The 23596-nt window shown below is 69.8% G+C and carries 27 protein-coding genes and 1 tRNA gene; 19 read left to right on the top strand and 9 right to left on the bottom strand.

The window, feature by feature from the left end:
* Nucleotides 1-6 precede the first annotated feature (6 nt).
* From OG430_RS25795 to OG430_RS25770, 6 genes are all read right to left on the bottom strand, one after another.
* On the bottom strand, nt 7-636 hold the full coding sequence (locus tag OG430_RS25795) for a TetR/AcrR family transcriptional regulator (protein ID WP_327354973.1): 630 nt from the start codon (nt 634-636) through the stop codon (nt 7-9).
* 199 nt (nt 637-835) lie between these two features.
* Complete coding sequence (gene mgtE, locus OG430_RS25790; protein ID WP_327354972.1) at nt 836-2191, bottom strand: magnesium transporter; 1356 nt, start codon at nt 2189-2191, stop codon at nt 836-838.
* Nucleotides 2184-3107 carry a cation diffusion facilitator family transporter gene (locus tag OG430_RS25785; RefSeq protein ID WP_327354971.1) on the bottom strand — a complete coding sequence of 308 codons (924 nt, stop codon included), beginning with the start codon at nt 3105-3107 and terminating at the stop codon, nt 2184-2186. The genes mgtE and OG430_RS25785 overlap by 8 nt, the downstream gene beginning before the upstream one ends.
* Before the next feature lie 90 nt (nt 3108-3197).
* The gene (locus OG430_RS25780; RefSeq protein ID WP_327354970.1) at nt 3198-3941 is read right to left on the bottom strand and encodes a GAF and ANTAR domain-containing protein; all 744 of its coding nucleotides are present in this window, start codon (nt 3939-3941) and stop codon (nt 3198-3200) included.
* Complete coding sequence (locus OG430_RS25775) at nt 3938-4627, bottom strand: GAF and ANTAR domain-containing protein (protein WP_327354969.1); 690 nt, start codon at nt 4625-4627, stop codon at nt 3938-3940. Before OG430_RS25775 ends, OG430_RS25780 begins: the two co-directional genes overlap by 4 nt.
* Before the next feature lie 39 nt (nt 4628-4666).
* Complete coding sequence (locus tag OG430_RS25770) at nt 4667-5035, bottom strand: STAS domain-containing protein (RefSeq protein ID WP_327354968.1); 369 nt, start codon at nt 5033-5035, stop codon at nt 4667-4669.
* A 211-nt stretch (nt 5036-5246) separates the two neighbouring features.
* On the opposite strand from OG430_RS25770, the gene OG430_RS25765 reads away from it, so the two are divergent.
* The 5 genes from OG430_RS25765 (at nt 5247) to OG430_RS25745 (ending at nt 9251) form a co-directional block, all read left to right on the top strand.
* A complete protein-coding gene (locus OG430_RS25765) occupies nt 5247-5873 on the top strand; it encodes an HhH-GPD-type base excision DNA repair protein (protein WP_327354967.1) in 627 nt (208 codons plus the stop codon).
* A gap of 113 nt (nt 5874-5986) precedes the next feature.
* Nucleotides 5987-6871: a 2-hydroxy-3-oxopropionate reductase gene (locus tag OG430_RS25760; protein ID WP_327354966.1), complete on the top strand. Its 885-nt coding sequence runs from the start codon at nt 5987-5989 to the stop codon at nt 6869-6871.
* Nucleotides 6872-7013: 142 nt separating this feature from the next.
* Nucleotides 7014-7325, top strand: a complete 312-nt coding sequence (locus tag OG430_RS25755) for a hypothetical protein (protein ID WP_327354965.1) — start codon at nt 7014-7016, stop codon at nt 7323-7325.
* A 51-nt stretch (nt 7326-7376) separates the two neighbouring features.
* The gene (locus OG430_RS25750; RefSeq protein WP_327354964.1) at nt 7377-7529 is read left to right on the top strand and encodes a hypothetical protein; all 153 of its coding nucleotides are present in this window, start codon (nt 7377-7379) and stop codon (nt 7527-7529) included.
* Between the two features lie 141 nt (nt 7530-7670).
* On the top strand, nt 7671-9251 hold the full coding sequence (locus tag OG430_RS25745) for a M28 family metallopeptidase (RefSeq protein ID WP_327354963.1): 1581 nt from the start codon (nt 7671-7673) through the stop codon (nt 9249-9251).
* A 102-nt stretch (nt 9252-9353) separates the two neighbouring features.
* On the opposite strand, the gene OG430_RS25740 is transcribed toward OG430_RS25745, so the two are convergent.
* Nucleotides 9354-10982 carry a helicase HerA-like domain-containing protein gene (locus OG430_RS25740; protein ID WP_442816732.1) on the bottom strand — a complete coding sequence of 543 codons (1629 nt, stop codon included), beginning with the start codon at nt 10980-10982 and terminating at the stop codon, nt 9354-9356.
* Nucleotides 10983-11522: 540 nt separating this feature from the next.
* Here OG430_RS25740 and OG430_RS25735 point away from each other — a divergent pair.
* Nucleotides 11523-11819, top strand: a complete 297-nt coding sequence (locus tag OG430_RS25735) for a type II toxin-antitoxin system VapB family antitoxin (protein WP_003955420.1) — start codon at nt 11523-11525, stop codon at nt 11817-11819.
* Between the two features lie 122 nt (nt 11820-11941).
* A complete protein-coding gene (locus OG430_RS25730; RefSeq protein WP_327354962.1) occupies nt 11942-12565 on the top strand; it encodes a LytR C-terminal domain-containing protein in 624 nt (207 codons plus the stop codon).
* Between the two features lie 105 nt (nt 12566-12670).
* Here OG430_RS25730 and upp read toward each other — a convergent pair whose 3' ends face one another.
* Nucleotides 12671-13306 carry a uracil phosphoribosyltransferase gene (upp, locus tag OG430_RS25725; RefSeq protein ID WP_327354961.1) on the bottom strand — a complete coding sequence of 212 codons (636 nt, stop codon included), beginning with the start codon at nt 13304-13306 and terminating at the stop codon, nt 12671-12673.
* A gap of 81 nt (nt 13307-13387) precedes the next feature.
* Between upp and OG430_RS25720 the strand changes: the two genes are divergently transcribed.
* From OG430_RS25720 to OG430_RS25685, 8 genes are all read left to right on the top strand, one after another.
* A complete protein-coding gene (locus OG430_RS25720) occupies nt 13388-13585 on the top strand; it encodes a hypothetical protein (protein ID WP_327354960.1) in 198 nt (65 codons plus the stop codon).
* Between the two features lie 173 nt (nt 13586-13758).
* Nucleotides 13759-14301: a tRNA adenosine deaminase-associated protein gene (locus OG430_RS25715; RefSeq protein WP_327359223.1), complete on the top strand. Its 543-nt coding sequence runs from the start codon at nt 13759-13761 to the stop codon at nt 14299-14301.
* Between the two features lie 145 nt (nt 14302-14446).
* Entirely contained in the window at nt 14447-14875 is a 429-nt protein-coding gene (gene tadA / locus OG430_RS25710) for a tRNA adenosine(34) deaminase TadA (RefSeq protein WP_442816731.1), read from the top strand.
* Nucleotides 14876-14943: 68 nt separating this feature from the next.
* Nucleotides 14944-15028, top strand: a tRNA-Ser gene (locus OG430_RS25705).
* A 422-nt stretch (nt 15029-15450) separates the two neighbouring features.
* Entirely contained in the window at nt 15451-15615 is a 165-nt protein-coding gene (locus tag OG430_RS25700; protein WP_327354958.1) for a hypothetical protein, read from the top strand.
* Nucleotides 15616-15762: 147 nt separating this feature from the next.
* Entirely contained in the window at nt 15763-16689 is a 927-nt protein-coding gene (locus tag OG430_RS25695; protein WP_327354957.1) for an RNA polymerase sigma factor SigF, read from the top strand.
* Nucleotides 16690-16910: 221 nt separating this feature from the next.
* Complete coding sequence (locus OG430_RS25690; protein ID WP_327354956.1) at nt 16911-17786, top strand: RNA polymerase sigma factor SigF; 876 nt, start codon at nt 16911-16913, stop codon at nt 17784-17786.
* 69 nt (nt 17787-17855) lie between these two features.
* Complete coding sequence (locus tag OG430_RS25685) at nt 17856-18656, top strand: hypothetical protein (protein ID WP_327354955.1); 801 nt, start codon at nt 17856-17858, stop codon at nt 18654-18656.
* 49 nt (nt 18657-18705) lie between these two features.
* On the opposite strand, the gene OG430_RS25680 is transcribed toward OG430_RS25685, so the two are convergent.
* Complete coding sequence (locus tag OG430_RS25680; protein ID WP_327354954.1) at nt 18706-18927, bottom strand: hypothetical protein; 222 nt, start codon at nt 18925-18927, stop codon at nt 18706-18708.
* 243 nt (nt 18928-19170) lie between these two features.
* On the opposite strand from OG430_RS25680, the gene OG430_RS25675 reads away from it, so the two are divergent.
* The 4 genes from OG430_RS25675 to OG430_RS25660 all read left to right on the top strand — a co-directional run bounded on the left by OG430_RS25675 (nt 19171) and on the right by OG430_RS25660 (nt 23576).
* On the top strand, nt 19171-19677 hold the full coding sequence (locus tag OG430_RS25675; protein ID WP_327354953.1) for a MarR family winged helix-turn-helix transcriptional regulator: 507 nt from the start codon (nt 19171-19173) through the stop codon (nt 19675-19677).
* Between the two features lie 13 nt (nt 19678-19690).
* On the top strand, nt 19691-22165 hold the full coding sequence (locus tag OG430_RS25670; RefSeq protein WP_327354952.1) for an MFS transporter: 2475 nt from the start codon (nt 19691-19693) through the stop codon (nt 22163-22165).
* 112 nt (nt 22166-22277) lie between these two features.
* On the top strand, nt 22278-23099 hold the full coding sequence (locus tag OG430_RS25665) for a YceI family protein (protein ID WP_327354951.1): 822 nt from the start codon (nt 22278-22280) through the stop codon (nt 23097-23099).
* 9 nt (nt 23100-23108) lie between these two features.
* Nucleotides 23109-23576 carry a PPOX class F420-dependent oxidoreductase gene (locus OG430_RS25660; protein WP_327354950.1) on the top strand — a complete coding sequence of 156 codons (468 nt, stop codon included), beginning with the start codon at nt 23109-23111 and terminating at the stop codon, nt 23574-23576.
* Nucleotides 23577-23596 lie beyond the last annotated feature (20 nt).

Raw genomic sequence — 23596 nt, 5'->3', positions numbered from 1 at the left:
TAGCTCCTAGCTCCTGCTGTACGCGCCCGCCTTGGCCGCCGCCACCGCCGCGTCGGCGGCCCGGTCGGCGGTGGCCTCGTCGAGCGGGCCGCCACTGGCGAGCAGCCGGTAGTAGAGCGGTGCGGACACGGCACGCACCACCTCACGGGTGTCGGTCGTGTCCGCCAACTCCCCTCTGAGCACGGCCTGTTCCACACATCCGGCCCACTCCTCGATCCGGGTCTCGTAGAACCGGTGCAGCGCGGCCTCGGTCTGCTCGGAGCAGGTCGCGGCCGCGATCATCGCCTTGAAGAGCGGCCCCTGCCGGGCATCGGTGAGCGTCCGCCGCACCAGCTGGGCGTTGGCCCGCAGATCCCCTGCCAGCGAGCCGGTGTCGGCGCGGGGCGCGGACTGCTCGGCCATGTCGAGCAGCAGATCGGCGACCAGGGCCGTGGTCGTGCCCCACCGCCGGTACACGGTGGTCTTCCCGACCCCGGCCCGCTGCGCCACCTCCGCGAGATCGAGCGCGGCGAACCCCTGCTCGGCGAGGGCGTCCCCCGCGGCCTCCAGCACAGCGGCCCGCACCCGTGCGGTGCGGCCGCCGGGGCGGACGGTGCCGGGTTCCGGGGCGGGGGCTGGGTTCACGGGTTCGGGCATGCGTCCAGCTTAACGGGATCCTGGTTTCTTTTACCCCTGTCCGCCCCTTCCCGAAAGTCCTCAAGCGCCGGACGGGCTGACAAAGTCAGCCCGTCCGGCGCTTGAGGACAGAGGCCGAAGGCCGATTCGGGGTTCTAGGGGCGAAGCCCCAGGCCGTCCGCAGGACTTTCGGGAAGGGGCGGGGCGGGGTGGGGAAAGTTCAAAGCCCCAACACCACCCGAGCGATCAGGAAGTAAATGATCAGCCCCGTCGCATCGACAAAGGTGGTCACCAGAGGGGCAGAGATGACCGCCGGATCAATCCCCAACTTCCGCGCGAGCAAAGGCATCCCGCCCCCGATGACCGCAGCCCACGCACACACCAGCACCAACGTCAGCCCCACCGTCAGCGCAACCCCGCCCTCATGCACCATCAGGAACGCGAACCCCAGCCCCACCGCCCCCAACATCACCCCGAGCAGAAACCCCACCCGGCACTCCCGCCACGCCACCTTGAGCACATCCCCGGGCCGCACCTCCCCCACCGCGATGGCCCGCACCGCACCGGTCGCCGCCTGGGCCCCGACATTGCCCCCGGTCCCGACGAGCAGGGGAATGAAGATGGCCAGCGAGACCACCTCCTCCAACTCCCCCTCGAACGCCTGCAGCACCTTCGCCGTCAGCGTCGCCGCGATGATGAGCAGCAACAGCCACACCACCCGCGACCGGGCGACCTTCCCCACGCCCACCGACATGTAGTGCCCGACCAGCGGACTGGCCGCGGACTGCCGCGCGATGTCCTCGGTGTCGGCGGCCTCGATCACCTCGAAGGCATCGTCGATGGTGAGCAGCCCGACCACCTGGTCCTCACTGTCGACCACCGGCAGGTCATACAGGTTGGCCTCCTGCATCAGCCGCGCCGCCGACTCGGCGGTGTCGGTGGCCCGCGCCCGCAGCTGCGCCCGGTCGACCAGCCCCTCCAGCGGATCACCGGGATCCGCGAGCACCAGGTCCCGCAACGTCACCACGCCGATCAGATGCCGCCCGACATCGACGACCGGCAACGTATAGACGGACTCCGCGTCGGGCCCGTCCCGCCGCACCCGCGCCAGCGCTTCCCCCACGTTCGCCTGCTCCTTGAGCAGCACCACCTCGGGCGTCATCCACCGCCCGACGGTCCCCGCGTCATAGCCGAGCAACTTCGCCGTGAGCTCCCGCTCGTGCGAGCTGAGTCCCGCGAGCACCCGCTGGGTGAACCCCGCCGGCGCCTCGCCGAGCAGCCGGGCCCGGTCGTCCGGCTCCATCCCTTCCACGATCTCGCGGAAGGAGTGGTCCCGTACGGCGGAAAGGACCTTCTGCTGCTCGCCGCCGTCCAGCTCCCGGAAGATCTCGACGGCCCGGTCCTTCTCAAGGAGCCGGAAGATGACACCGGCGGCGACCGTGTCGGCACGGGAGATCTCGTCGGCGATCTCGTACGCGGGCCGGTCGGCGAGCCACTGCTGGAGATGGACGACGTCATGGTTCTTGATCAGGTCGGCCAGATTGGCATCGGACAGCCTGTCGGTGACCTCACTCATGAAGATGCCCTCCTTCGACATGCCCGACGGGTTCCAGCTGCAGCGTCGAATGCGCCACGTCGAAGTGATCGCCGAGGCACCCCTGCAGCCGGCCAAGGAGCTGCCCCTGGTCCTCGGCCCGCAACGTGTCCGGGTCCACCACGACGTGCGCCGTCAGGACCGGCATCCCCGAAGTCACGGTCCAGGCATGCAGATCGTGTACGTCGACGACGCCGCCCTCGTCGAGCAGATGGCGCCGCACCTCCGCGAGGTCCATGTCCTGCGGCGTCGCCTCGAGCAGCACATGGGCGGCGTCCTTGAGCAGCGAGAAGGACCTGGGCACGATCAGCAGTCCGATGACGATCGCCGCGATCGGGTCGGCGGCCTGCCACCCGGTGAAGAAGATGATCGCGGCACCGACGATGACGGCCACCGACCCGAGCGCGTCCCCGAGCACTTCGAGATACGCCCCGCGCAGGTTCAGCGAGTGGTCCTTGGCGTCCCGCAGCATCCACAGGCCCACCAGATTGGCGGCGAGCCCGAGCACGGCGACGACCATGGTCAGTCCGCCCTGCACCTCGACGGGCTCGTTGAACCGCTTGATCGCCGAGATCAGCACCCAGACGAAGATGCCGAGCAGCAGCAGCGCGTTGAGCACGGCGGAGAAGATCTCCACCCGGTAGAACCCGAAGGTCCGCCGCGGCGTGGGCGCCCGCTGGGCGAGGGTGATGGCCCCGAGTGCGAGCGAGACGCCGATCGCGTCGGTCATGCTGTGCGCGGCGTCGGCGAGCAGCGCGAGGCTCCCGGAGAGCAGCCCGCCGACCACCTGGAGCAGGGTGATGAACACGCTGATGCAGATGGTCCACACCAGGCGCTTGCGGTACGTACCGCTCAGCGTGCCGGCCGCGGCACTCGGCGCCCCATGATCATGGCCCATACGGACAAGTCGACCACGGGGGCCCCACCCCCACCACAGCTGACGGCCGGGCGGGGCTGGTCATCGCCCCCCTCAGCGGCCCCTGGGCCTCTAAGCCCCGGGCCGCGGCAGCCTCGCCGTGTCGAAGGTGCCCTCGACGACCTCCCGCCCCAGGTCGGACAGCCGCAGCTGCTTCGCCCGCGCATAGGCCCGGAAGGCCCCGAAGGCCTCGTCGACGGAGACGCCCCAGCGCTCGGCCAGAATCCCCTTGACCTGCTCGATCACGATGCGGCTGTTGAGCGCGGCCTGCAGCTGCCCGCGCTCCATGTAGCTCTGTTCGAGCGTGCGCTGCTGAAGGAGCGCGATGGTCGCCACATCGGCGAGGGCCTGTCCGAGCCGGACGTCCTCGGGCGTCAGCAGGCGCGGCTCGCTGTGGAAGAGGTTGAGCGCCCCCACCACCCGGTCCCGCAGACGCAACGGCAGGGCGTGCGTGATGACGTACCCCGAATCCAGCGCCCGCTGGGCGAAGACCGTCCAGCCCAACGTGGCCTCGGCGGCGGCGAGTTGGATGTTGGTCCGCGGCTGCCCGCTCCGGTAGCACGCCACGCACGGCCCCTGGTCGTGCTGCAGCGCGAACAGTTCGAGCAGCCGGGCCCGCTCGTCGGACGCGGCGATCATCTGCAGGTCGCCGTGCTGATCGGCGAGCATGATCCCGGCGGCCGAGACGTCGAGCAGCTCCACACAACGGGCGGAAAGGACCTGCAGCAGGTCGATCACGTCGAAGTCGTCGATCAGGGAGTCCGCCACCTCCACAAAGACCTCGGTAAGGCGTTGTTCGCGGGCCATCACGCTCATCCCCTCTCACCTTCGGGCGAACGAGGCCCGTTCTCATCGTCGTCCAAGCGGAGCCGCCTGGCTACCACGTCCTCGGCGATTTCACCGACAGGACGTCCCGTGCTGTACGCGTGCCCGCGCAGCCTGAGCAGGGCCTCGGCCAGGCTCACCCCCAGCTGCACGCTGACCATGCCGGTCGCCTGGTGCACCACGGCCCGGCGCAGCACGTGCGGGTCCTCGTCCTGGTCCCGGCCGCCCAGGAACAACGCGGTCAGTGCATAGCTGAGCACCAGCGCGTCACTGGTCTGTTCCTGGGTCAGCATGTGCGGCGAGGACTGCACCATCGTCATCACGCCCACCCGGATCGCACCGACGACCAGCGGGAAACTGAAGACGGAGCCCACGGCATGACCGTTCAGCTCGGCGAGCAGCGCCGGCCAGCGCTGTGCCGACACCGTCTTCAGGTCGGGCGTGAGCACGGCCTCGCCCGACCTGATCGCATCGGGCCCCGGGCCCGTCCCGAGGGTGAACTGCACGTCCTCGAAGGCCGCACTCTCCGGGCCCGAGCACCACACGAGCTCCGTGTGTCCGTGCTCCAGGACGAGCGAGACGGCCAGGCCGGTCACGCCGAGCGCTTCGGCGCACATGGAGGAGTGGTCGTGCGGCACACCCACGCCGGGGCGGAGGAGACGGAGGACATCTGCCATCCGGGCACTGACCACCGCAACTCGCCTGCTTCCCGGGCCTCAAGGGACATCGGAGACTATGCCGCGCCATGCGTCCGGCACGGTTGCGTAAGGGGGAAAGCGGTCCATGAGCCCGGCGACCCTGAACAGCATCGAGATGCTGCGCCGAGTGTAAACAATCCTGGTCCAGCCGCCCTCGCGAACCGAACGTTCCTCCGCGCCGAGCAGTGCGGGAAGCACACTGCCGTCTATGAACGTCACGGCACTCAGGTCCACGATCAGCCGGGCCGAGTACCAGGGACCGAGTGCTTCGGCATCGTGCAGCCGCGCTCCGAATTCACCGGCCGTCGCCAGATCGAGCTCACCATCGGCGCGCACCACGCGATAAGTGCCGTTCGGCGCGAGGTGCACGGAGTGTTCCGTGGCCATTGATCCCCATCTCCTGAGGAGGCTTCTCCCGTAGTCGTCGAGCGGACGAAGCCGGGGTCTGGGGGCGCCGCATACGCAGAGTAGTCCTGTCGGGCAAGCCGCGTACGGAGAGTGGACACATGTACGTCCGGCGCACATCCGCTCCCGTCCACAGGCCTGTGGACAAGGGGGTACGCATGCACGCCGCATCCCGGGGCGCGATCATCGAGGCATGACCGGAGCAGCCAAGAAGACCGCGAAGAAGACCGCCGCGACCCACCCCGAGATCCATCTCGCACAGCAGCCCGAGGCCGACGAACTGCTGGGCCGCAGCCCCCTGGCAGCCCTGGTCGGCATGCTGCTCGACCAGCAGATCCCGATGGAGTGGGCCTTCGCGGGCCCGCACACCATCGCCGGGCGCATGGAGGCGGACGATCTCGACGCCCACGACATCGCGGCGTACGACCCGGACGCCTTCGCCGAACTGCTCAAGACCAAGCCGGCCGTGCACCGTTACCCGGGCTCGATGGCCAAGCGGGTGCAGCAGCTGTGCCAGTACCTGGTCGACGAGTACGACGGCGACCCGACCGCGCTCTGGTCCGACGCGGCGACCGGCAAGGAGCTCCTGGCCCGCCTGAAGGCGCTGCCCGGCTACGGCGACCAGAAGGCGCGGATCTTCCTGGCGCTCCTCGGCAAGCAGTACGGCGTACGCCCCAAGGGCTGGCGCGAGGCGGCGGGCGCGTACGGCGAGGCGGGCTCCTACCGGTCGGCGGCGGACATCACGGGACCCGAGTCCCTGGTGAAGGTGCGGGCCTTCAAGCAGGAGGCGAAGGCGGCGGCCAAGGCCGCCAAGGCTTGACCCCACCAGGCCCACGTGATTCCGTAAAACGGAGAATTGGTTCCGTATAGCGGAAATCAATGGACGTGCGGACTTAATGGACGTGCGGACTTAACGGAAGCAGGGACACGGCAATGGCGAAGATCGGCTTCATCGGCCTCGGCATCATGGGCAGCCCGATGGCCATCAACCCGGTGCGCGCGGGCCACACGGTCACCGGCTGGAACCGCAGCCCGGAGAAGACCGCCCCGCTCGTCGAGGCCGGCGGCACGGCGGCCGCCACCATCGCCGAGGCCGTCCGGGACGCCGATGTCGTGATCACCATGGTGCCCGCGTCCCCGCAGGTCGAGGCGGTCGCGTACGGCCAGGACGGCATCCTGGAGAACGCGCCCTCGGGCGCCCTCCTCATCGACCACTCCTCCATCACCCCGCAGACCTCGATCGAGCTGGCCGAGAAGGCCGCCGCCAAGGGCATCCGCGTCCTGGACGCCCCGGTCTCCGGCGGCGAGGCGGGCGCGATCGAGGCCGTGCTCTCCATCATGGTCGGCGGCGAGAAGGCCGACTTCGACGCGGCCGTGCCGGTCCTTCAGGCGATGGGCAAGACGATCGTGCACTGCGGTCCGCACGGCGCCGGCCAGACCGTGAAGGCCGCGAACCAGCTGATCGTCTCGATCAATCTGCAGGCCTGCGCCGAGGCCGTGAACTTCCTCGAGAAGTCCGGCGTCGACCTGAAGGCGGCCCTCGAAGTCCTGAACGGCGGGCTCGCCGGCTCCACCGTCCTGACCCGCAAGATGGACAACTTCCTGCTCCAGGACTACCAGCCGGGCTTCAAGGTCGACCTGCACCACAAGGACATGGGCATCGTCACGGACGCGGCCCGCTCCGTCGGCGCGGTCCTGCCGGTCGGCGCGGTCGCGGCCCAACTGATCGCCTCCGCCCGGGCCCAGGGCTGGGGCGACCTCGACCACTCCGTGCTCCTGAAGGGCGTGCAGCGCCTGAGCGGCGACGCGGACGCCTAGTTCGCAGGCGTACGCATAGCTCGCAGGTGTACGCATAGATCGCAGGCGTATGCGCGCAGTTCATAGGCATACGCGTACGCCTTCCGGGCGGATCTGCCACCGGTCGCGGTGCGGATCCGCCCGGCCCGGGGACATGAGTCCCATGAGTGCGTTCCGGTACGTCCCGTGGGTCTCCAGGGCCCTCGTCGTGCTGGTCGCGCTGCTCTCCACGGCCCTGGTGACCGTCCCCGCCCAAGCGGTCGCCCCGGTGTACGCCGTGTCCGGTGAGGCCGGTTCCGAGGCGTACGTCGACGCCGCGTCCGACACCGAGTCACGGATCCCGGCCCGCCGCGTCGTGCCCCGCCCCACCGAGCGCCCGGCCGTGCCCCACCGCCCGGCACCCCCGCAGGTCACGCCCGCCCCTCACCCCGCACGGAGCGCCTGCCCACAGCACTCGCCCGTCCTGCGCTGCTGACGGTCCCGCCATCCAAGGACCAGTCGGACGAACCAGCGCAAGGACACCCCCATGCCCATCGATCCCTACGCGGCCCTGCACGCCCTGCTGCGTGCCGAAGCCGTACGCAACGAGAAGAGCCGGCCCGAGCAGGAACAGCAGGCCGAGCAGCCGGCCGAGACCCGCCCAGAACCGGAAGGATCAACTCCACGTAACCGGAATTGACCAGGTGGCCCCGCATGCGCGGTACATGCGGGGCCAATCCGGCGAAACCGAACAGGAGTTGCAGGTAACCCCTTTTCGAAGGCCGCACGGATCGCTACCGTCCCTCCCACCTCGTTCGCACATCCCCGGGGAAGGACCTCTGTGAACGCATCACCCAAGACCTCGCGCAGATCCGTCGCGGCCCTCGCCGCCGTCGCGCTCGCGACTCCGCTGCTGCTCGCCTCCGCCGGCACGGCCGGAGCCCACGGCGGCGGTCACGGCCACCACGGCAACCCTGCCAAGGACGCCAAGAACCTCTCGAAGAAGCTGGTCAGGGAGTCGTCCGCGAAGGACGCCTACAAGCACCTGAAGGCGCTGCAGGCCATAGCCGATGCCAACGGCGGCAACCGCGCGGCCGGCACGCCGGGCCACGAGAAGTCCGCCGAATACGTCTACAAGGTGCTCAAGAAGGCCGGCTACAAGGTCAGTTACGACACCTTCGACTTCACGTACACCGAGACGCTCGCCGAGAAGGCGTCCGTCCTCACGCCCACGCCGCGCGCTCTCGGCATCGCGGCGATGACGTACACGAAGTCCACGCCGGAGGGCGGCATCAAGGCCGCGCTCGCGGCCGCGACCGTGGACGCCACGTCCGGCTGCGAGGCCACCGACTACGCGGCCGGCGCCTTCACCGGCAAGATCGCCCTGATCAAGCGCGGCGGCTGCACCTTCGCGCAGAAGCAGATCGCGGCGTCCGAGGCGGGCGCCGTCGGCGCGATCATCTACAACAACACCGAGGGCGCCCTGTCCGGCACCCTCGGCGACCCGAAGGACGGCAGGATCCCGACGGCCGGCCTCAGCCAGGCCGAGGGCACGGCCCTCGCGGCCGATGTCGCGGCGGGCGAGGTCACGGTCAACTTCGAGGTCCGCCAGCTGCTGGAGACCCGTACGACGAAGAACGTGATCGCGGAGACCCGCGGCGGCAGCGCGGACAACACCGTGTTCCTCGGCGCCCACCTCGACTCGGTCACCGCGGGCCCCGGCATCAACGACAACGGCTCCGGCACGGCCGGCCTCCTAGAGGTCGCCGACGAGCTCGCCGAGAACACCCGGCACGGCAAGCAGCCGCGCAACAAGGTGAAGTTCGCCTTCTGGTCGGCCGAGGAGCTCGGCCTGGTCGGCTCGGAGTCGTACGTCTCCCGGCTCACCGAGGCGCAGAAGAAGCAGATCAAGCTCTATCTGAACTTCGACATGATCGCCTCGCCGAACTACGGCCAGTTCATCTACGACGGTGACGACTCGGACGGCGAGGGCTCGGGCCCCGGCCCCGAGGGCTCGGCCCAACTCGAGCGCGACATCAACGAGTTCCTCGACTCCAAGGGCGAGCCGCACGAGGGCACGGACTTCTCCGGCCGCTCCGACTACGGTCCGTTCATCGAGGTCGGCATCCCCTCCGGCGGCACCTTCACCGGCGCCGAGGGCGTCAAGACCGAGAACCAGGCCAAGCTGTTCGGCGGCACCGCCGGGGTCGCGTACGACTCCTGCTACCACGCCAAGTGCGACGACCTGAAGAACATCAACATGAAGGCGTTCGGCATCAACATCGGTGTCATCGCCAACTCCGTGGGCACGTACGCCCACGACCTGAGCTCGCTCGGCAAGCCGGTCGTGTCCAAGCCCACCACGGGCGGCGACGGCAGCGGCGGCGGCCTGCACTCCGACCACGACGAGGTCGCGGAGTAACAACCCCGCGCCGATCAGGCTCCGTTGAAGAAGTCGAAGAAAGGGTCCGGCCCGGACATCCCGTAGTGGATGTCCGGGCCGGACCTCGTTCAGCGCCTGCGCTCAGCGTCTGCGCGTACCGAAGATCGAGCGCGAGATCTCCCGCCCGATCTGCGTACCGAGCGACCGGGCAAGGGACTTGAAGATGCCGCTGCCCACCACCTGGTCGACCATCGAGGCATCCTGGCCCGGCCCCGCCCTTCCCGCCGCCCGCGCGGCCTTCTCGGCCTCCTTGGCGTCCAGCTCGGCCTGCTTCTGGGCGTCGGTCTCGGCCTTCTGCGCGCTGAGCTTCTCGTACGCCGACTCCGGATCGACCGGCTCCGCGTACCGCGCGTACAGCAGCGAACTCCGCACGGCCTGCTCCAGCGCGCCCGCGTCGATCGGCCCCATCAGCGACTCCGGCGCCCGCAGCCGGGTGGCGGCGACGGGGGTCGGCGCACCCTTCTCGCTCAGCACGGTGATCACGGCCTCACCCGTGCCCAGACCGGTCAGCAACTCCTCCAGGTCGTACGGGGAGTTGGGGAAGGTCTTCACCGTGGCCTTCAGCGCCTTCTGGTCCTCGGGCGTGAAGGCCCGCAGGGCGTGCTGGACCCGGTTGCCGAGCTGGGCGAGCACATCGGCCGGCACGTCCTTGGGCGTCTGCGTCACGAAGAACACGCCGATGCCCTTGGACCGGATGAGCCGCACGGTCTGCGTGATCGACTCCAGGAACGCCTTGCTGGCGCCGTTGAAGAGCAGATGCGCCTCGTCGAAGAAGAACACCAGCTTGGGCTTCTCCAGGTCGCCGACCTCGGGAAGGTTGTTGAACAGATCGGCGAGCATCCACATCAGGAACGTGGAGAACAGATGCGGCTTGTCCTGCACGGCGGGCAGCTCAAGGACGGACACCTGCCCGCGCCCGTCCGGAGCGGTCCGCAGGAACTCGCTCACGTCGAACTCGGGATTGCCGAAGAAGGGATCCATGCCCTGCGCCTCGAAGGCGGTGAGCGCCCGCAGGATGACCCCGGCGGTGACCGACGACAGGCCCCCGATGTTCTTGATCTCCGGCTTGCCTTCATCCGAGGTCAGGAAGGTGACGACGGCCCGCAGATCCTTCAGGTCGTGCAGCTCAAGACCCTTCTGGTCCGCGTAGTGGAAGATCAGGCCCAGCGACTGCTCCTGCGTCTGGTTGAGCTGCAGCACCTTGGAGAGCAGCACGGGCCCGAAGCTGGTGACGGTGGCGCGCACGGGAATGCCCGGGCCGATGCCGCCCAGCGAGTAGAACTCGCTCGGGAACCCCTTCCCCTCCCAGTGCTGGCCCACGTCCCGGGCCCGCTCCTGCACCTTGTCGTTCGCCTCGCCGGGCGCCGAGATCCCCGAGACATCGCCCTTGATGTCCGCGAGGAACACGGGCACACCCTGCGCCGCGAGCTGCTCGGCGATGAGCTGCAGCGTCTTGGTCTTACCTGTACCGGTGGCCCCGGCGACGAGCCCGTGCCGGTTGAGCATGGAGAGCGGAATCCGCACTTGGGCCCCGGGCAGGCACTGCCCGTCCCAGAGGAGGGCCCCGAGATCGAGGGCTTCACCGGTGAAGGCGTACCCGGCGGCGATCTCGGCGGCCTCCGGGGGAAGCGCCTGGCCGGCGGGGGCGGCTTCGGCAGGGGGCGCGGGGGCCGGGGCTTCAGGGGCGGCGGCTTCCGGAGCCGCGGCCAGAGGGGTCGCTGCTGGAGGGGTCGCTGCTGGAGGGGCCACCGCGGCCCCAGCGGGAGAGGCGGCGGGAACCTCGGCTGCGGCCGGGGCTGCGGGTGCGGGTGCGGGTGCGGGTGCGGGTGCGGGTGCGGGTGCGGGTGCGGGTGCGGAAGGAGCGTCGGGAGCTGCAGCCGGCGCCGGGTCCACGGGCCCGGAGGCGGGCGTCGAGGCAGCGGCAGGGGCCGCAGCTGCCGCACCTGCCCCCGCGTCCGGGCCCACGCCTGCGTCCGGCGCCGCCCCCGTGGACCCGGCGGAGCCCTGCGGAACAGCCGCGTCAACCTCGTGCGCGCCCGCACCACCCGGTCCGGCACCCGTCGCGCCGACCCCGTCGGCACCGCTCTCGGCACCGCTCTCGGCCGGAGGCATCCGCTCGGTCTCGCTCATTTCAGGCCCCTGTCCCGGTTTGACTGTTACCGATACGTCCCGGTTTGCAGCATGATTTCCCAGCCTCGCACTGCGTCGCCATGGCTGCGCCCGGAGGGCCTTGCCCGGTAGGCTTTCCGTGTGATCTTCAAGCGCATCGGAAACGGCCGGCCATACCCCGACCACGGCCGGGAAAGCACCCGGCAGTGGGCGGACGTCGCGCCGCGCCCGGTCCGCCTCGACCAGCTCGTCACCACCAAGGGCCAGCTGGACCTGGAGACCCTCCTCGCCGAGGACTCCACCTTCTACGGGGACCTCTTCGCCCACGTCGTGAAGTGGCAGGGCGACCTCTACCTCGAGGACGGCCTGCACCGCGCCGTGCGCGCCGCGCTCCAGCAGCGCCAGGTGCTGCACGCCCGGGTGCTCGAGCTGGGCTGACCCCCGGCGACGTACGGCCGCTGACGCGGCATCAAGTACGCGTTGACCCTTTTGGGTTGGGTCGCGCGCCACCCATTGATCATTTAGTAGGCATCGGCCTACCCGCGCACTACGCTGCGCCCATGAGCATGCTCACACCCCCCGGCATGGGCGGCGAATACCGCATCACGGGGGACAAGTACCCGCGGATGCGCCGCACTCGCAAGCGCCGCAGGATCGTGCTCGCGCTGGTCGCGTCGGTGGCGGCGCTCGGCCTGGTCGGCTGGGGCACCCTGCAGCTGATCGACGTCTTCTCGGCCGACGAGCCCGGCAGAACCGTTGCTGCGAACAAGCCCGACTGCAAGCCCGGCCCCGCCGTGACCCCGAAGCTGCTCAAGCCCGGCCAGATCACGGTCAACGTCTTCAATGCCACGCCCCGCAGCGGTCTCGCCAAGGAGGTCGCCGCCGAGCTGAAGAAGCGCGGCTTCGCCGTCGGCAAGGTGGACAACGCGAACCGGGAGTTCGACAAGAAGGTCGAGGGCACCGGGATACTGCTCGGCTCGAAGGGCTCCGCCGAGGGCGCGTTCCCGGTCCTGGGCGCCCAGCTGGCCGGCGCCGAGCGCCAGATCGACACCCGCAAGAAGGCCACCGAGATCGACCTGATCCTGGGCAAGTCCTTCAAGGACCTGACGAAGAAGCAGGACGCGGACAAGGCACTGGCCGAGGCGGCCAAGCCGGTTCCCGCGCCCAAGCCCAAGGGCTGCTGAGCCAAGCCGGTCGGGCAAAATTCAGCCCCTCCGGCGTTTGAGGAGCGGGGTCCGGGGCGGAGCCCCGTGACGCTCAGGACATCAACCTGGACCCCGCGTCCGACGCTACTCGGCCGACCCGTACATACGATCCCCCGCGTCCCCGAGCCCCGGCACGATGTACCCGTGCTCGTTGAGCCGCTCGTCGACGGCGGCGGTCAGCACGGTCACCGGCGCCCCGGCCAGCTCCCGCTCCATGACCTCGACGCCCTCGGGCGCGGCAAGCAGCACCACCGCGGTGACATCGTCCGCGCCGCGCTTGATCAGCTCCTGGATCGCCGCGACCAGCGTCCCGCCCGTGGCGAGCATGGGGTCGACGACGTACACCTGACGCCCGGAGAGGTCTTCGGGCATGCGCGTCGCGTACGTGGACGCCTCGAGCGTCTCCTCGTTCCGGACCATGCCCAGGAAGCCCACCTCGGCGGTCGGCAGGAGCCGCACCATGCCGTCGAGCATGCCGAGCCCGGCCCGCAGGATCGGCACGACCAGGGGCCGCGGGTAGGACAGCTTGACGCCGGTGGTCGGGCCGACCGGGGTCTCGATGTCGACCTGCTCGGTGCGCACGTCCCGGGTGGCCTCGTACGCGAGCAGGGTGACCAGCTCGTCGGCCAGGCGCCGGAAGGTCGGGGAGTCGGTGCGCTTGTCGCGCAGCGTGGTGAGTTTGTGCGCCACCAGAGGGTGGTCGACAACGTGGATCCGCATGTCATCAACCCTAACTGCGGTGGCATCAAGTCGACCCCCGGAGGGAAAGTGGAGGGGACCGACCCAGGGTGGTGTGGCCCCATGCCGGACAGCGAGGACAGCGCCGAGCGGCGAGAACGGCACGAGCAGCCCGAGAGCGACGCGGCGCGCAGGCGCCGCCGCGCCCAGTTCCTGCGCGACCTGAACGAGGCCAAGGAGCTGCGCGAGCGGGTCCAGCCGCGCAAGGCGCGGGCGGCCCGGATGCGCCAGGCGATGCGCATGCGCACGTTCCGCTGGTAGCCGGTCGGAGGCGGTCCGCGAAGGACTCGCAGACACAGCGGCCCGAAGACCTCTCGCAGAGCCCTCGTTTCTGCCACGATTCCGAGTGGCGGGGCTGAAATCGCACACCCCGCCACCGACCTCCGCCGGGGGGACCCCCAACCGGCACGCCTATGACCAGTGGGAGAGTCACGGTGTACTTCGCCGCACTGCTCGCGCGCACCGAAGACGGGTGGGAAGCGAGCGATACAGAGCTCGACGACGTGGAGACCCTGTCGGATCTCACCGACCTGGCCCGCGAAGCCTCGTCCGACGGGGCCGACAACGACACAGTGCTCGTGTTCATCGAGCAGGAAGACGCATGGTTCGGCGTCGTCCGCCTGGACGGCTGGGAGGACCCGCGGATCTACGTCTCCGACGCGGCCGCAGCCTCCCGCAGCAGCTACGGCGAGATCCTGCTCACCGACGAGCTGCTGGGCCGCGATCCGGAGGACCCGGACGCCTTGGAGGAGCTCGTGGACCTCGACGGCACCGAGGACGGCGAACCCGAGGAGGAGGACGCGGACGACGCGGCCTCCGAGGCGGCCGACGCCGTGCCCGCGGGCCCGATCGGGGACACCGCGATCCTCGACGACCTGGGCCTGTCGGAGAAGGAGCTGCTTTCCCTCTCGACCGACGCGCTCAACGAGATCGCGGAGGCCCTGGGCGCGTCGGAGGTGCTCGAGGCCGTCCGCTAGCCGAACCGGAGCGCGCCGCCCCCTGTGGCGGCGTAAGAGCCTGGCCCGAGAGCTGGCTCTGGCAGGAACGCGGAAACGTATGAGTGACGATGTCCGAGTGACTCCTGCTGCAAGTGATCCCGTACGCGACCCCTGGACGGCGTCCATGCGGCTCGCCCTGGCGGAGGCCGAGCTGGCCGCCGCCGGCGGTGATGTGCCGGTGGGCGCCGTCCTGCTGTCCCCGGCCGGCGCCCTGCTTGCCACCGGCCACAACGAACGCGAGGCGACCGGCGACCCCACGGCCCACGCCGAGGTGGTCGCCATCCGCCGCGCCGCCGCGGAACTCGGTGAGTGGCGGCTGACCGGCTGCACCCTGGTCGTCACCCTGGAGCCCTGCACGATGTGCGCCGGGGCGCTCGTGCAGTCCCGCGTGGACCGGGTCGTCTTCGGCGCCCTGGACGCGAAGGCGGGCGCCGCCGGATCGCTCTGGGACGTCGTACGCGACCGCCGCCTCAACCACCGCCCCGAGGTCGTCCACGGCGTCCTCGCCGAGGAGTGTTCCGCGCAGCTCACCCGCTTCTTCCGCGACCGCTGAGGCCCGCACGGAGCGGCCCGGGGATATCGATTTCGGAGCACGGGCACCTTTGGGCTAAGCTCTCTCTCGGTAGCGTGTCCGAGCGGCCGAAGGAGCTCGCCTCGAAAGCGAGTGTTGCGCAAGTAACCGAGGGTTCAAATCCCTCCGCTACCGCTTGAGAAGGGCCCCGGCATCAGCCGGGGCCCTTCGTGCTTGTGGTCCTTCACACAGTCTTTAAGGACCAACGGCCCGGCGAACGGGGTCCTTTGCCGCCCGCCGAGCGGGGCGGGGAGGCGCAGGATTGGTCGTGAGCCCGGCGGATCTGGCAGGAATTCGCAGGGCGAGGGACCCGGCTCTACTGCGGGGTTCACGTCGCAAGCTTCCCCCCTGACTGCGACGTGGACTTAAGAGCCTGGTCCTCATCGGGGGAAGCGGCTTGTCCCCCCGATGCCGCTTCCCCCGTCCTCTTCTTCTGAAGATTCTTCAGGTGAAAGCCCCGGTGCCCCAGTGGTACCGGGGCTTTCTCGTTGTCCGTGTGCACGGTCGGGATAGACTCACCCGACTGCACGCAGGTACGGGCAAGGGGAGGCCAGAGCGTGGTGCAAACGAAGAAGATCGCTCTCTATGTGGTCATCGTCTTTGTGCTGTACACGGTCATCACGTCCCCGGCGCGCGCCGCCGATCTGGTCCAGGTGGGCTTCGAGGGGATCTCGAGCGCCGCCCAGGGGGTCGGCGACTTCATGACCGAGCTGGTCAATTAGCCCAACTACCCGCAAGCCCTCCACTTCTTTAGTGGGGGGCTTTTCTTTGGTTACACAGGTTTATGCCCCAACTTGCCCTCAACACGGCGTTATACGGTGCTTGCACACAGTGCACATGTCTTGTGATGCTATGACCGCTTTTGACGGATGAGTGGAACGGTTCCATCAGAACAGTCCGTACCGATAGGGGTGGCGTTGACCGTGCCGGCCAGTACTGCTCCTCAAGCGCCACCCCAGGACACATCCGGGGAGGCCCCGGCACCCTCGGTGCCGGCGGCGCCCACGGCGCCCGAGATGTCCCCCGCGAAGAAGCGCGGAGCGGACACCAGGGCGCTCACGCAGGTGCTCTTCGGCCAGCTCAAGGGGTTGAGCCCGGGAACGCCCGAGCACGGCCGGGTGCGGGCCGCGCTGATCGAGGCCAATCTGCCGCTGGTGCGGTACGCGGCCGCGCGCTTCCGCAGCCGCAACGAGCCGATGGAGGACGTCGTCCAGGTCGGCACCATCGGCCTGATCAACGCCATCGACCGCTTCGACCCGGACCGCGGCGTGCAGTTCCCGACCTTCGCGATGCCGACCGTGGTCGGCGAGATCAAGCGCTACTTCCGGGACAACGTACGCACCGTCCACGTCCCGCGCCGGCTGCACGAGCTGTGGGTGCAGGTGACCGGGGCGACCGAGGACCTGACGACGGCCTTCGGGCGCTCGCCCACCACCTCCGAGATCGCCGAACGCCTGCGCATCACCGAGGACGAGGTGCTCGCCTGCATCGAGGCCGGGCGGTCGTACCACGCAACCTCGTTGGAGGCCGCCCAGGAGGGCGACGGACTGCCCGGCCTGCTCGACCGGCTCGGCTACGAGGACCCCGCGCTCGACGGCGTGGAGCACCGCGACCTCGTACGGCATCTGCTCGTGCAACTGCCCGAGCGCGAGCAGCGGATCCTGCTGCTGCGCTACTACAGCAATCTGACGCAGTCCCAGATCAGCGCCGAACTCGGTGTCTCGCAGATGCATGTGTCAAGACTCCTCGCCCGCAGCTTTGCTCGGCTGCGATCCGCAAATCGGATCGAGGCGTAACCGGATCGGGTAAAGCCCCGCTGGAGCCCTTGCCGACAGAAAAGCCGCAGACCGGCTCTTTCCTGCGCAGATATGTCGACTTGGCGCTACAGCGTGTTGCCGACATGTGACATTCTGCTGGAACGGCGTTTGCAGCGGCTCCACGGCCGGTATTCAGGTGGAGGCTGCGTTCCAGTGACGGGAGCGTCTGCCGCGACCGTCCGCGACCCAAAGGGGGTGGCATGTCCGCAGAACAGGGCAGCTCGAAGGTGCTTACGCTCACGAAGAGCGCGCCGGCATCCGACGCAGCGCAGTCCGCCGCGCAGATCCGTCAGCAAGCACCGAATGCTCCGGCCGTCATCGACACCCGGACCTTGTCCCGCTCCCTCTTCCTGCGGCTTGCCGCGCTCGACAAGGGCAGCCCGGAGCACACGTACGTACGCGACACCCTCATCGAGCTCAACCTGCCGCTGGTGCGGTACGCGGCGGCGCGCTTCCGCAGTCGCAACGAGCCGATGGAGGACATCGTCCAGGTCGGCACCATCGGCCTGATCAAGGCGATCGACCGCTTCGACTGCGAACGGGGCGTGGAATTCCCGACGTTCGCGATGCCGACGGTCGTCGGTGAGATCAAGCGCTTCTTCCGGGACACCAGTTGGTCGGTGCGCGTGCCGCGCCGCCTGCAGGAGCTGCGGCTCGCCCTGACGAAGGCCAGCGACGAGCTCGCCCAGAAGCTGGACCGCTCGCCGACCGTGCCCGAACTCGCCGTGGTGCTCGGGGTTTCCGAGGAGGACGTCGTCGACGGCCTCGCGGTGGGCAATGCCTACACCGCCTCCTCGCTGGACTCGCCGGCCCCCGAGGACGACGGCGGCGAGGGCTCGCTCGCCGACCGGCTCGGCTACGAGGACCCCTCGCTCGAAGGCGTGGAGTACCGCGAGTCGCTGAAGCCGCTGCTCGCCAAGCTGCCGCCGCGCGAACGCCGCATCATCATGCTCCGCTTCTTCGCGAACATGACGCAGTCCCAGATCGGCGAGGAGGTCGGCATCTCGCAGATGCACGTCTCCCGCCTGCTGACCCGGACGCTCGCGCAGCTCAGGGAAGGGCTCATCGCGGACTGAGCGCGCGCGGGTGCGCCAGAGCTGTTGACGGGGTTCCTAATTGACGGACCATCAGCAACACTGGCGCGCATGAAGCGAGCTGGGACCACTGGGAATTCGTGGATACGCAGTCGCCGGGGCACCGTTGCCGGAGCCTCGGCGGCTGTCGTGTGTCTGGGCACGCTGCTCGCCGCGTGCGGCAGCGGGAGCCCGGACGACGGTTATGTCGCGGTCGGCGCGGCCGGGGCGGGCCCCGACCGGCGGGGCGAGACCGTGGCGCCCTCGGGTGACGTGGTGATGGTGCCGCTGGACGGATCGGGGGACGGCAAGTCCGGGTCCGGCAAAGACGGCAAGGGCGGCGCGGGCGGCAAGGGGTCGGCCAAGGGCGGCGACGGCTCCGGTTCGGCGGCCTCCGGCGGCTCGGGATCGGGCTCGTCCGGTGGCGGTGGATCGTCGCAGGAGCCGGGTGGCTCGGGCAGTTCGGGCGGCTCCGGCGGTTCGGGGTCGTCGAGCGGCGGCAGTTCAGGCGGTACGTCGGGAGGTTCGGGCACTCCCTCGCCGCCGGGCACGACGGCGCCCGCCGGGCCCGCCCTGCTCGAGTTCGACAAGCCCAAGCGCGAGCCCGCCGAGGACCGCTGGTGCGAGAAGGTCACCCTGGAGCTGCACAACACCGGTGGCGCACCGGTGCGTTCGGGCACCGTGACCTTCGGGACGCACATCATCGGCGCGCTCGGCGTCGACTGGGCGACCATCGAGTCGACCGAGAAGCTCCCGGCGCCGATCGGCGCGGGCGAGACGAAGAAGAAGACCTGGACCGTCTGCGTGGAGGCCTGGCGGGTGCCGCTGGGCATGCACGTGGAGACCCAGGACGTCTCCGTGAAGTGGAAGTGACCGGACGGCCCGGTTGCGGAATTCCGTCCGGGCTACCGGAAGCAGCTCTCTAGAAGATCGTCCACGGCTGGTTCGGCAAGGACAGGAAGGCGAACACGAGCACGGCCACGACGCCGAGCGTGATGTAGAGGGCCTTCTTGCTCGACTTCCGCTCGGCCGTGGCCGCCTGCGGGCTGCTGCCCTCGTCGACGAACGCGCGGAACATCTGCGTGCTGCCCGCGGGGTCGTGCTGACCCTCGGGGCCCTGCGGAGCGTGGGGGTTCTGTGCCATGGGCCAGGACCCTAGCGAACTCGCGAGTATCACCCAACCCCCGGGGCCCACCACCACCGGCCCCCCAGGCCCTCTCCACCGGCCCACCACGAACTCCCACCTCCACTCCCACCTCCTTTGCCTGGGCATTGCCAGGTTTTTAGGGGCTTAGGTCCCTTATCTATTTGCCTGCAGCAACCAATCGCATCTATCGTTGCCCTAAGCAACGAATAGTCGAGGGCATTGGACAGGGGGCGGGACGGTATGGCCGCGCACAGTCACTACGAGGAGCTGGCCCGCCAGCTGAGCTCCATCGGTGCCGTGAAGCGGGACCTCGCCCGGGTGCTGCCCGCCGAGTGCCCGGCCGGTTCCGCCGCCGTGCTCACCGTGCTCGACCGCAACGGCGAGATGCGCATGAGCCGGCTTGCCGAACTCCTCGCCATCGACATGTCGGTGACGAGCCGTCATGTCGCCCATGTCGCCGAGCGCGGCTGGATCGAGCGGTCCCCCGACCCCGATGACCGGCGCTCACGCATCCTGCGCCTCACCCCGGCGGGCCGGGAGCTGCTCGAAGAGCTCGCCCGCCGCTACACCGAGGCGCTCGCCCACTACCTGCGGGACTGGTCCGACGACGAGGTCGGCGATCTGGTCACCCTGCTTGCCCGGCTGCGCGCCAGCTTCGGCGACTGCCGGCAGGCCCGCCACCACTCGGCCGCTCCCCACCCGGCGGCCCACCCCGACCCCCACCCGTACACCCGCGTAACGCAGTAAGAAGAGGAAGCCCATGGCAACGACCACACCAACCGGTGTGCGGGGCAGCCACGCCAAGCACGGAGGGCACGGCGGTCAGTCCGACGGCACGCCCATGACGCACCGCCAGATCATGGAGGCCCTCTCCGGCCTCCTGCTCGGCATGTTCGTGGCGATCCTGTCGTCCACCATCGTGTCCAACGCGCTGCCCGAGATCATCACCGACCTCGGCGGCGGACAGTCCGCGTACACCTGGGTCGTCACCGCGGCCCTGCTCTCGATGACGGCGACAACTCCCTTGTGGGGCAAGCTCGCCGACCTCTTCAGCAAGAAGCTGCTCGTCCAGATATCCCTGGTCATCTACGTCCTCGGCTCGGTCGTGGCCGGCCTCTCGCAGAACGCGGGCATGCTGATCGCCTGCCGTGTGGTGCAGGGCGTCGGCGTCGGCGGGCTGTCCGCGCTCGCCCAGATCGTGATGGCGGCGATGATCTCGCCGCGCGAACGTGGGCGCTACAGCGGCTACTTGGGCGCGACCTTCGCCGTCGCGACGGTCGGCGGTCCGCTGCTCGGCGGTGTCATCACCGACACCGACTGGCTGGGCTGGCGCTGGTGCTTCTACGTCGGTGTGCCGTTCGCGATCATCGCGCTGTTCGTACTGCAGAAGACGCTGAAGCTCCCCGTCGTGAAGCGCGAGGTCAAGGTCGACTGGGGCGGCGCGTTCTTCATCTCCGCGGCGGTCTCGCTGCTGCTTGTGTGGGTGACGTTCGCCGGTGACAAGTACGACTGGCTGTCCTGGCAGACGTACGCGATGGTCGGTGGCGCGATCGCGCTCGGCCTGCTCTTCATCCTGACCGAGTCCAAGGCCAAAGAGCCGATCATTCCGCTGCGGCTCTTCCGCAACAAAACGATCACCCTGGCCTCGCTCGCCTCGCTCTTCGTCGGTGTCGCGATGTTCAGCGGCACGGTCTTCTTCTCGCAGTACTTCCAGCTGGCGCGGGACAAGTCGCCCACGATGTCGGGCGTCATGACGATCCCGATGATCGGCGGCCTGTTCATCTCCTCCACCGTCTCCGGGCAGGTCATCACCAAGACCGGCAAGTGGAAGGCCTGGCTGGTCGCGGGCGGTCTGCTCGTCACGGCCGGCATGGGGCTGCTCGGCACCATGCGGTACGACACCGAGTACTGGCACATCGCGATCTTCATGGCCCTGATGGGGCTCGGCATCGGCATGATGATGCAGAACCTCGTGCTCTGCACCCAGAACCAGGTCGACCCCTCCGACCTCGGCGCGGCCAGCTCCGTCGTCACCTTCTTCCGCTCGCTCGGCGGCGCGGTGGGCGTCTCGGCGCTCGGCGCGGTCATGGCCCACCGGGTCACCGACTACGTCAAGGACGGGCTCGCCGACCTCGGTCCGAAGGCCGCGGCGCTCGGGCACGGCGGCACCGGCGGCGGGGGCATCCCCGACCTGGACGCGCTGCCCGCGCCGCTGCGTACGGTCATGGAGAGCGCGTACGGGCACGGTGTAGGCGATGTCTTCCTGTACGCGGCGCCGTGCGCGCTGCTCGCCTTCTTCCTGACGCTGTTCATCAAGGAGGTCCCGCTGCGGACCAAGGGCGGTCTCGCGCAGGCCACTTCGGCGGAGGAGGCCCCGGCCGCGGTTCCGGCTGCGGTCACTGCGGTGGCTGCCACCGTCGAGGCTCCGGCCGTCGCGGTCGCCGAGCCGGTCGCCCAGGAGCCGCCGGTCGTCTCCGGTACGCCGGTACGCGGTGTCGTACGCGGCGCCGAAGGGGCCCCGGTCTCCCGGGCCGCGGTCACCCTGATCTCGCTCGGCGGGCGCCAGTTGGGGCGGACGATCGCCCACGAGGACGGCGCCTACACGGTGGACGCGCCGAGCGCGGGCAGTTACGTCCTCATCGCCTCCGCCGACGGCTTCCAGCCGCAGGCCTCGACCGTCACGGTGGGCGATGCCCCGGTGGCGTACGACATCCTGCTCAGCGGGACCAGCGGTCTTGCGGGTGTGGTGCGGACCGTCGACGGAGCCAAGCCGGTCGTCGGGGCGATGGTCGTCGTCACCGATGTGCGCGGCGATGTGCTGGCCACCGGACAGACCGGTGAGCAGGGCGAGTTCGCGTTCGGCGAGCTGGTCCCGGGCCCGGTGACCGTCGCGGTCAACGCCGAGGCTCACCGTCCGCTCGCGCTGCCGGTCGAGGTGGCGGGGCAGGGCATCACCCGGATCGACGTCGGGCTGCAGGCCGGGGCGCAGGTCCAGGGCACGGTGCTCACCGCGGGCGGGCCGCTGGCCGATGCCCGGGTCACGCTCGTGGACGCGGCCGGCAACGTGGTCGCGACCGCGACGACCGGCACCGACGGGGCGTACGCCTTCACCGATCTCGACAGCGGCGAGTACACGGTCATCGCGACCGGTTACCCGCCGGCCGCGACGGCGCTCACGGTCTCGGGCCGAGGCGTCGACGGGCACGACATCGAACTCGCCCACCCGGACGAGTAGTTGGGACCCGGGGCCGGACCGTAGCGGAACGGCCCCGTAGGGAAAGGGGGCTCGGCGGGCAGGGGACGGCCCGCCGGGCCCCATTCTTTTTGGCCGGCAAGGAGCAGGGAACGTGGGAATTCAGGGCCGGATTCGGACGCGCGACGGCTGGGCCGTGCAGCATGCGGTGGTCACCCTGACCGATATGCGCGGCGCCCAGGTGCTGCGTACCGAGGCGGACGGGGACGGGGCCGTACGGTCCGATGCCGCGCTGCCCGCCGGACCGTACACGGTGATCGTCACCGCGGTCGGCTACGCCCCGCACGCGGCGACCGCGCTGGTCACGGCGAGCGGCAGGGCGCAGATCGGGGCGGTGACGCTGACCCGGCAGGGCGGGGCGGAGCTGCCGCCGCCGGGGGTGTGGACGCTCGACCCGGCGCATTCGTCGGTCGGCGCCGTGGCCCGGCATCTGGGGATCTCCAGTGTGCACGGGCGGTTCACGGAATTCGGCGGACGGATCGAGATCGCCGAGGACGTCGTCAACTCGCGGGTGGACGCGGTGATTTCGGCCTCGTCGATCGACACGGGCAACGGGATGCGCGACAAACACCTGCTGTCGGCGGACTTCCTGGACGTGGAGCGCTTCCCGGAGATCACGTACCGCAGTACGGGGCTGAGCGCGGCCGGGCCCGACCGCTGGACCGTGCACGGGGAGCTGGCGCTGCACGGGGTGGTGCGGCCGGTGGACCTCGATCTGGCCTACCTCGGCACGGGCGCCGATCCGTGGGGCGGGCTGCGGGCGGCCTTCCGTGCGACGGCCGAGCTGCGCCGGGAGGACTTCGCCATGAACTACAACCAGGTGGTGCAGGCGGGGATTTCGGCCATCGGGGCGACGCTCAGGGTGGAGCTGGACATTCAGGCGGTGCAGGGCGCTTCGCTGCCCGGCGCGGAATAGGGTGCCCGTATGGCTCCTCAGACTGCCTCCAACACCTCTGTCTCACTCGACCAGTTGCTGGATTTCGTACGTCCACGCCATCGCGCGATCCTGCTCACCAGGCGCGCCGACGGGAGCCCGCAGGGGTCGCCGCTGACCTGCGGGGTCGACGACTCGGGGCGGATCGTGCTGTCCACCTATCCCGAGCGCGCCAAGACGCGGAACGCGCGGCGCGACGAACGGGTCAGCGTGATCGTGCTGAGCGACGAGTGGAACGGGCCCTGGGTGCAGGTCGACGGGACCGCCGAGGTGATCGACTCCCCCGAGTCGGTGGAGCCGCTCGTCGAGTACTTCCGGAACATCTCGGGGGAGCACCCCGACTGGGACGAGTATCGCGAGGCGATGGTCAAGCAGGGCAAGTCGATCATCCGGATCACGCCGGAGCGGTGGGGGCCGGTGGCGACCGGAGGGTTTCCGGCGCGGCTCGCTCAGGAATGAGCGAGTCAGGTTCTTCAGGG

Source organism: Streptomyces sp. NBC_01304, from assembly GCF_035975855.1.
In the GTDB taxonomy this organism is placed as follows: Bacteria; Actinomycetota; Actinomycetes; order Streptomycetales; family Streptomycetaceae; genus Streptomyces.
The sequence above is the reverse complement of the archived record's forward strand: the minus strand, read 5'-3'. Positions and strand labels throughout refer to the sequence as shown.

Bases quoted from the DNA above. Each gene is read 5' to 3' on its own strand.
- OG430_RS25795 (WP_327354973.1), bottom strand. From the start codon at position 636: ATGCCCGAACCCGTGAACCCAGCCCCCGCCCCGGAACCCGGCACCGTC.
- mgtE (WP_327354972.1), bottom strand. From the start codon at position 2,191: ATGAGTGAGGTCACCGACAGGCTGTCCGATGCCAATCTGGCCGACCTG.
- OG430_RS25785 (WP_327354971.1), bottom strand. From the start codon at position 3,107: ATGGGCCATGATCATGGGGCGCCGAGTGCCGCGGCCGGCACGCTGAGC.
- OG430_RS25780 (WP_327354970.1), bottom strand. From the start codon at position 3,941: ATGAGCGTGATGGCCCGCGAACAACGCCTTACCGAGGTCTTTGTGGAG.
- OG430_RS25775 (WP_327354969.1), bottom strand. From the start codon at position 4,627: ATGGCAGATGTCCTCCGTCTCCTCCGCCCCGGCGTGGGTGTGCCGCAC.
- OG430_RS25770 (WP_327354968.1), bottom strand. From the start codon at position 5,035: ATGGCCACGGAACACTCCGTGCACCTCGCGCCGAACGGCACTTATCGC.
- OG430_RS25765 (WP_327354967.1), top strand. From the start codon at position 5,247: ATGACCGGAGCAGCCAAGAAGACCGCGAAGAAGACCGCCGCGACCCAC.
- OG430_RS25760 (WP_327354966.1), top strand. From the start codon at position 5,987: ATGGCGAAGATCGGCTTCATCGGCCTCGGCATCATGGGCAGCCCGATG.
- OG430_RS25755 (WP_327354965.1), top strand. From the start codon at position 7,014: ATGAGTGCGTTCCGGTACGTCCCGTGGGTCTCCAGGGCCCTCGTCGTG.
- OG430_RS25750 (WP_327354964.1), top strand. From the start codon at position 7,377: ATGCCCATCGATCCCTACGCGGCCCTGCACGCCCTGCTGCGTGCCGAA.
- OG430_RS25730 (WP_327354962.1), top strand. From the start codon at position 11,942: ATGAGCATGCTCACACCCCCCGGCATGGGCGGCGAATACCGCATCACG.
- upp (WP_327354961.1), bottom strand. From the start codon at position 13,306: ATGCGGATCCACGTTGTCGACCACCCTCTGGTGGCGCACAAACTCACC.
- OG430_RS25720 (WP_327354960.1), top strand. From the start codon at position 13,388: ATGCCGGACAGCGAGGACAGCGCCGAGCGGCGAGAACGGCACGAGCAG.
- tadA (WP_442816731.1), top strand. From the start codon at position 14,447: ATGCGGCTCGCCCTGGCGGAGGCCGAGCTGGCCGCCGCCGGCGGTGAT.
- OG430_RS25695 (WP_327354957.1), top strand. From the start codon at position 15,763: ATGAGTGGAACGGTTCCATCAGAACAGTCCGTACCGATAGGGGTGGCG.
- OG430_RS25690 (WP_327354956.1), top strand. From the start codon at position 16,911: ATGTCCGCAGAACAGGGCAGCTCGAAGGTGCTTACGCTCACGAAGAGC.
- OG430_RS25685 (WP_327354955.1), top strand. From the start codon at position 17,856: ATGAAGCGAGCTGGGACCACTGGGAATTCGTGGATACGCAGTCGCCGG.
- OG430_RS25680 (WP_327354954.1), bottom strand. From the start codon at position 18,927: ATGGCACAGAACCCCCACGCTCCGCAGGGCCCCGAGGGTCAGCACGAC.
- OG430_RS25675 (WP_327354953.1), top strand. From the start codon at position 19,171: ATGGCCGCGCACAGTCACTACGAGGAGCTGGCCCGCCAGCTGAGCTCC.
- OG430_RS25670 (WP_327354952.1), top strand. From the start codon at position 19,691: ATGGCAACGACCACACCAACCGGTGTGCGGGGCAGCCACGCCAAGCAC.
- OG430_RS25660 (WP_327354950.1), top strand. From the start codon at position 23,109: ATGGCTCCTCAGACTGCCTCCAACACCTCTGTCTCACTCGACCAGTTG.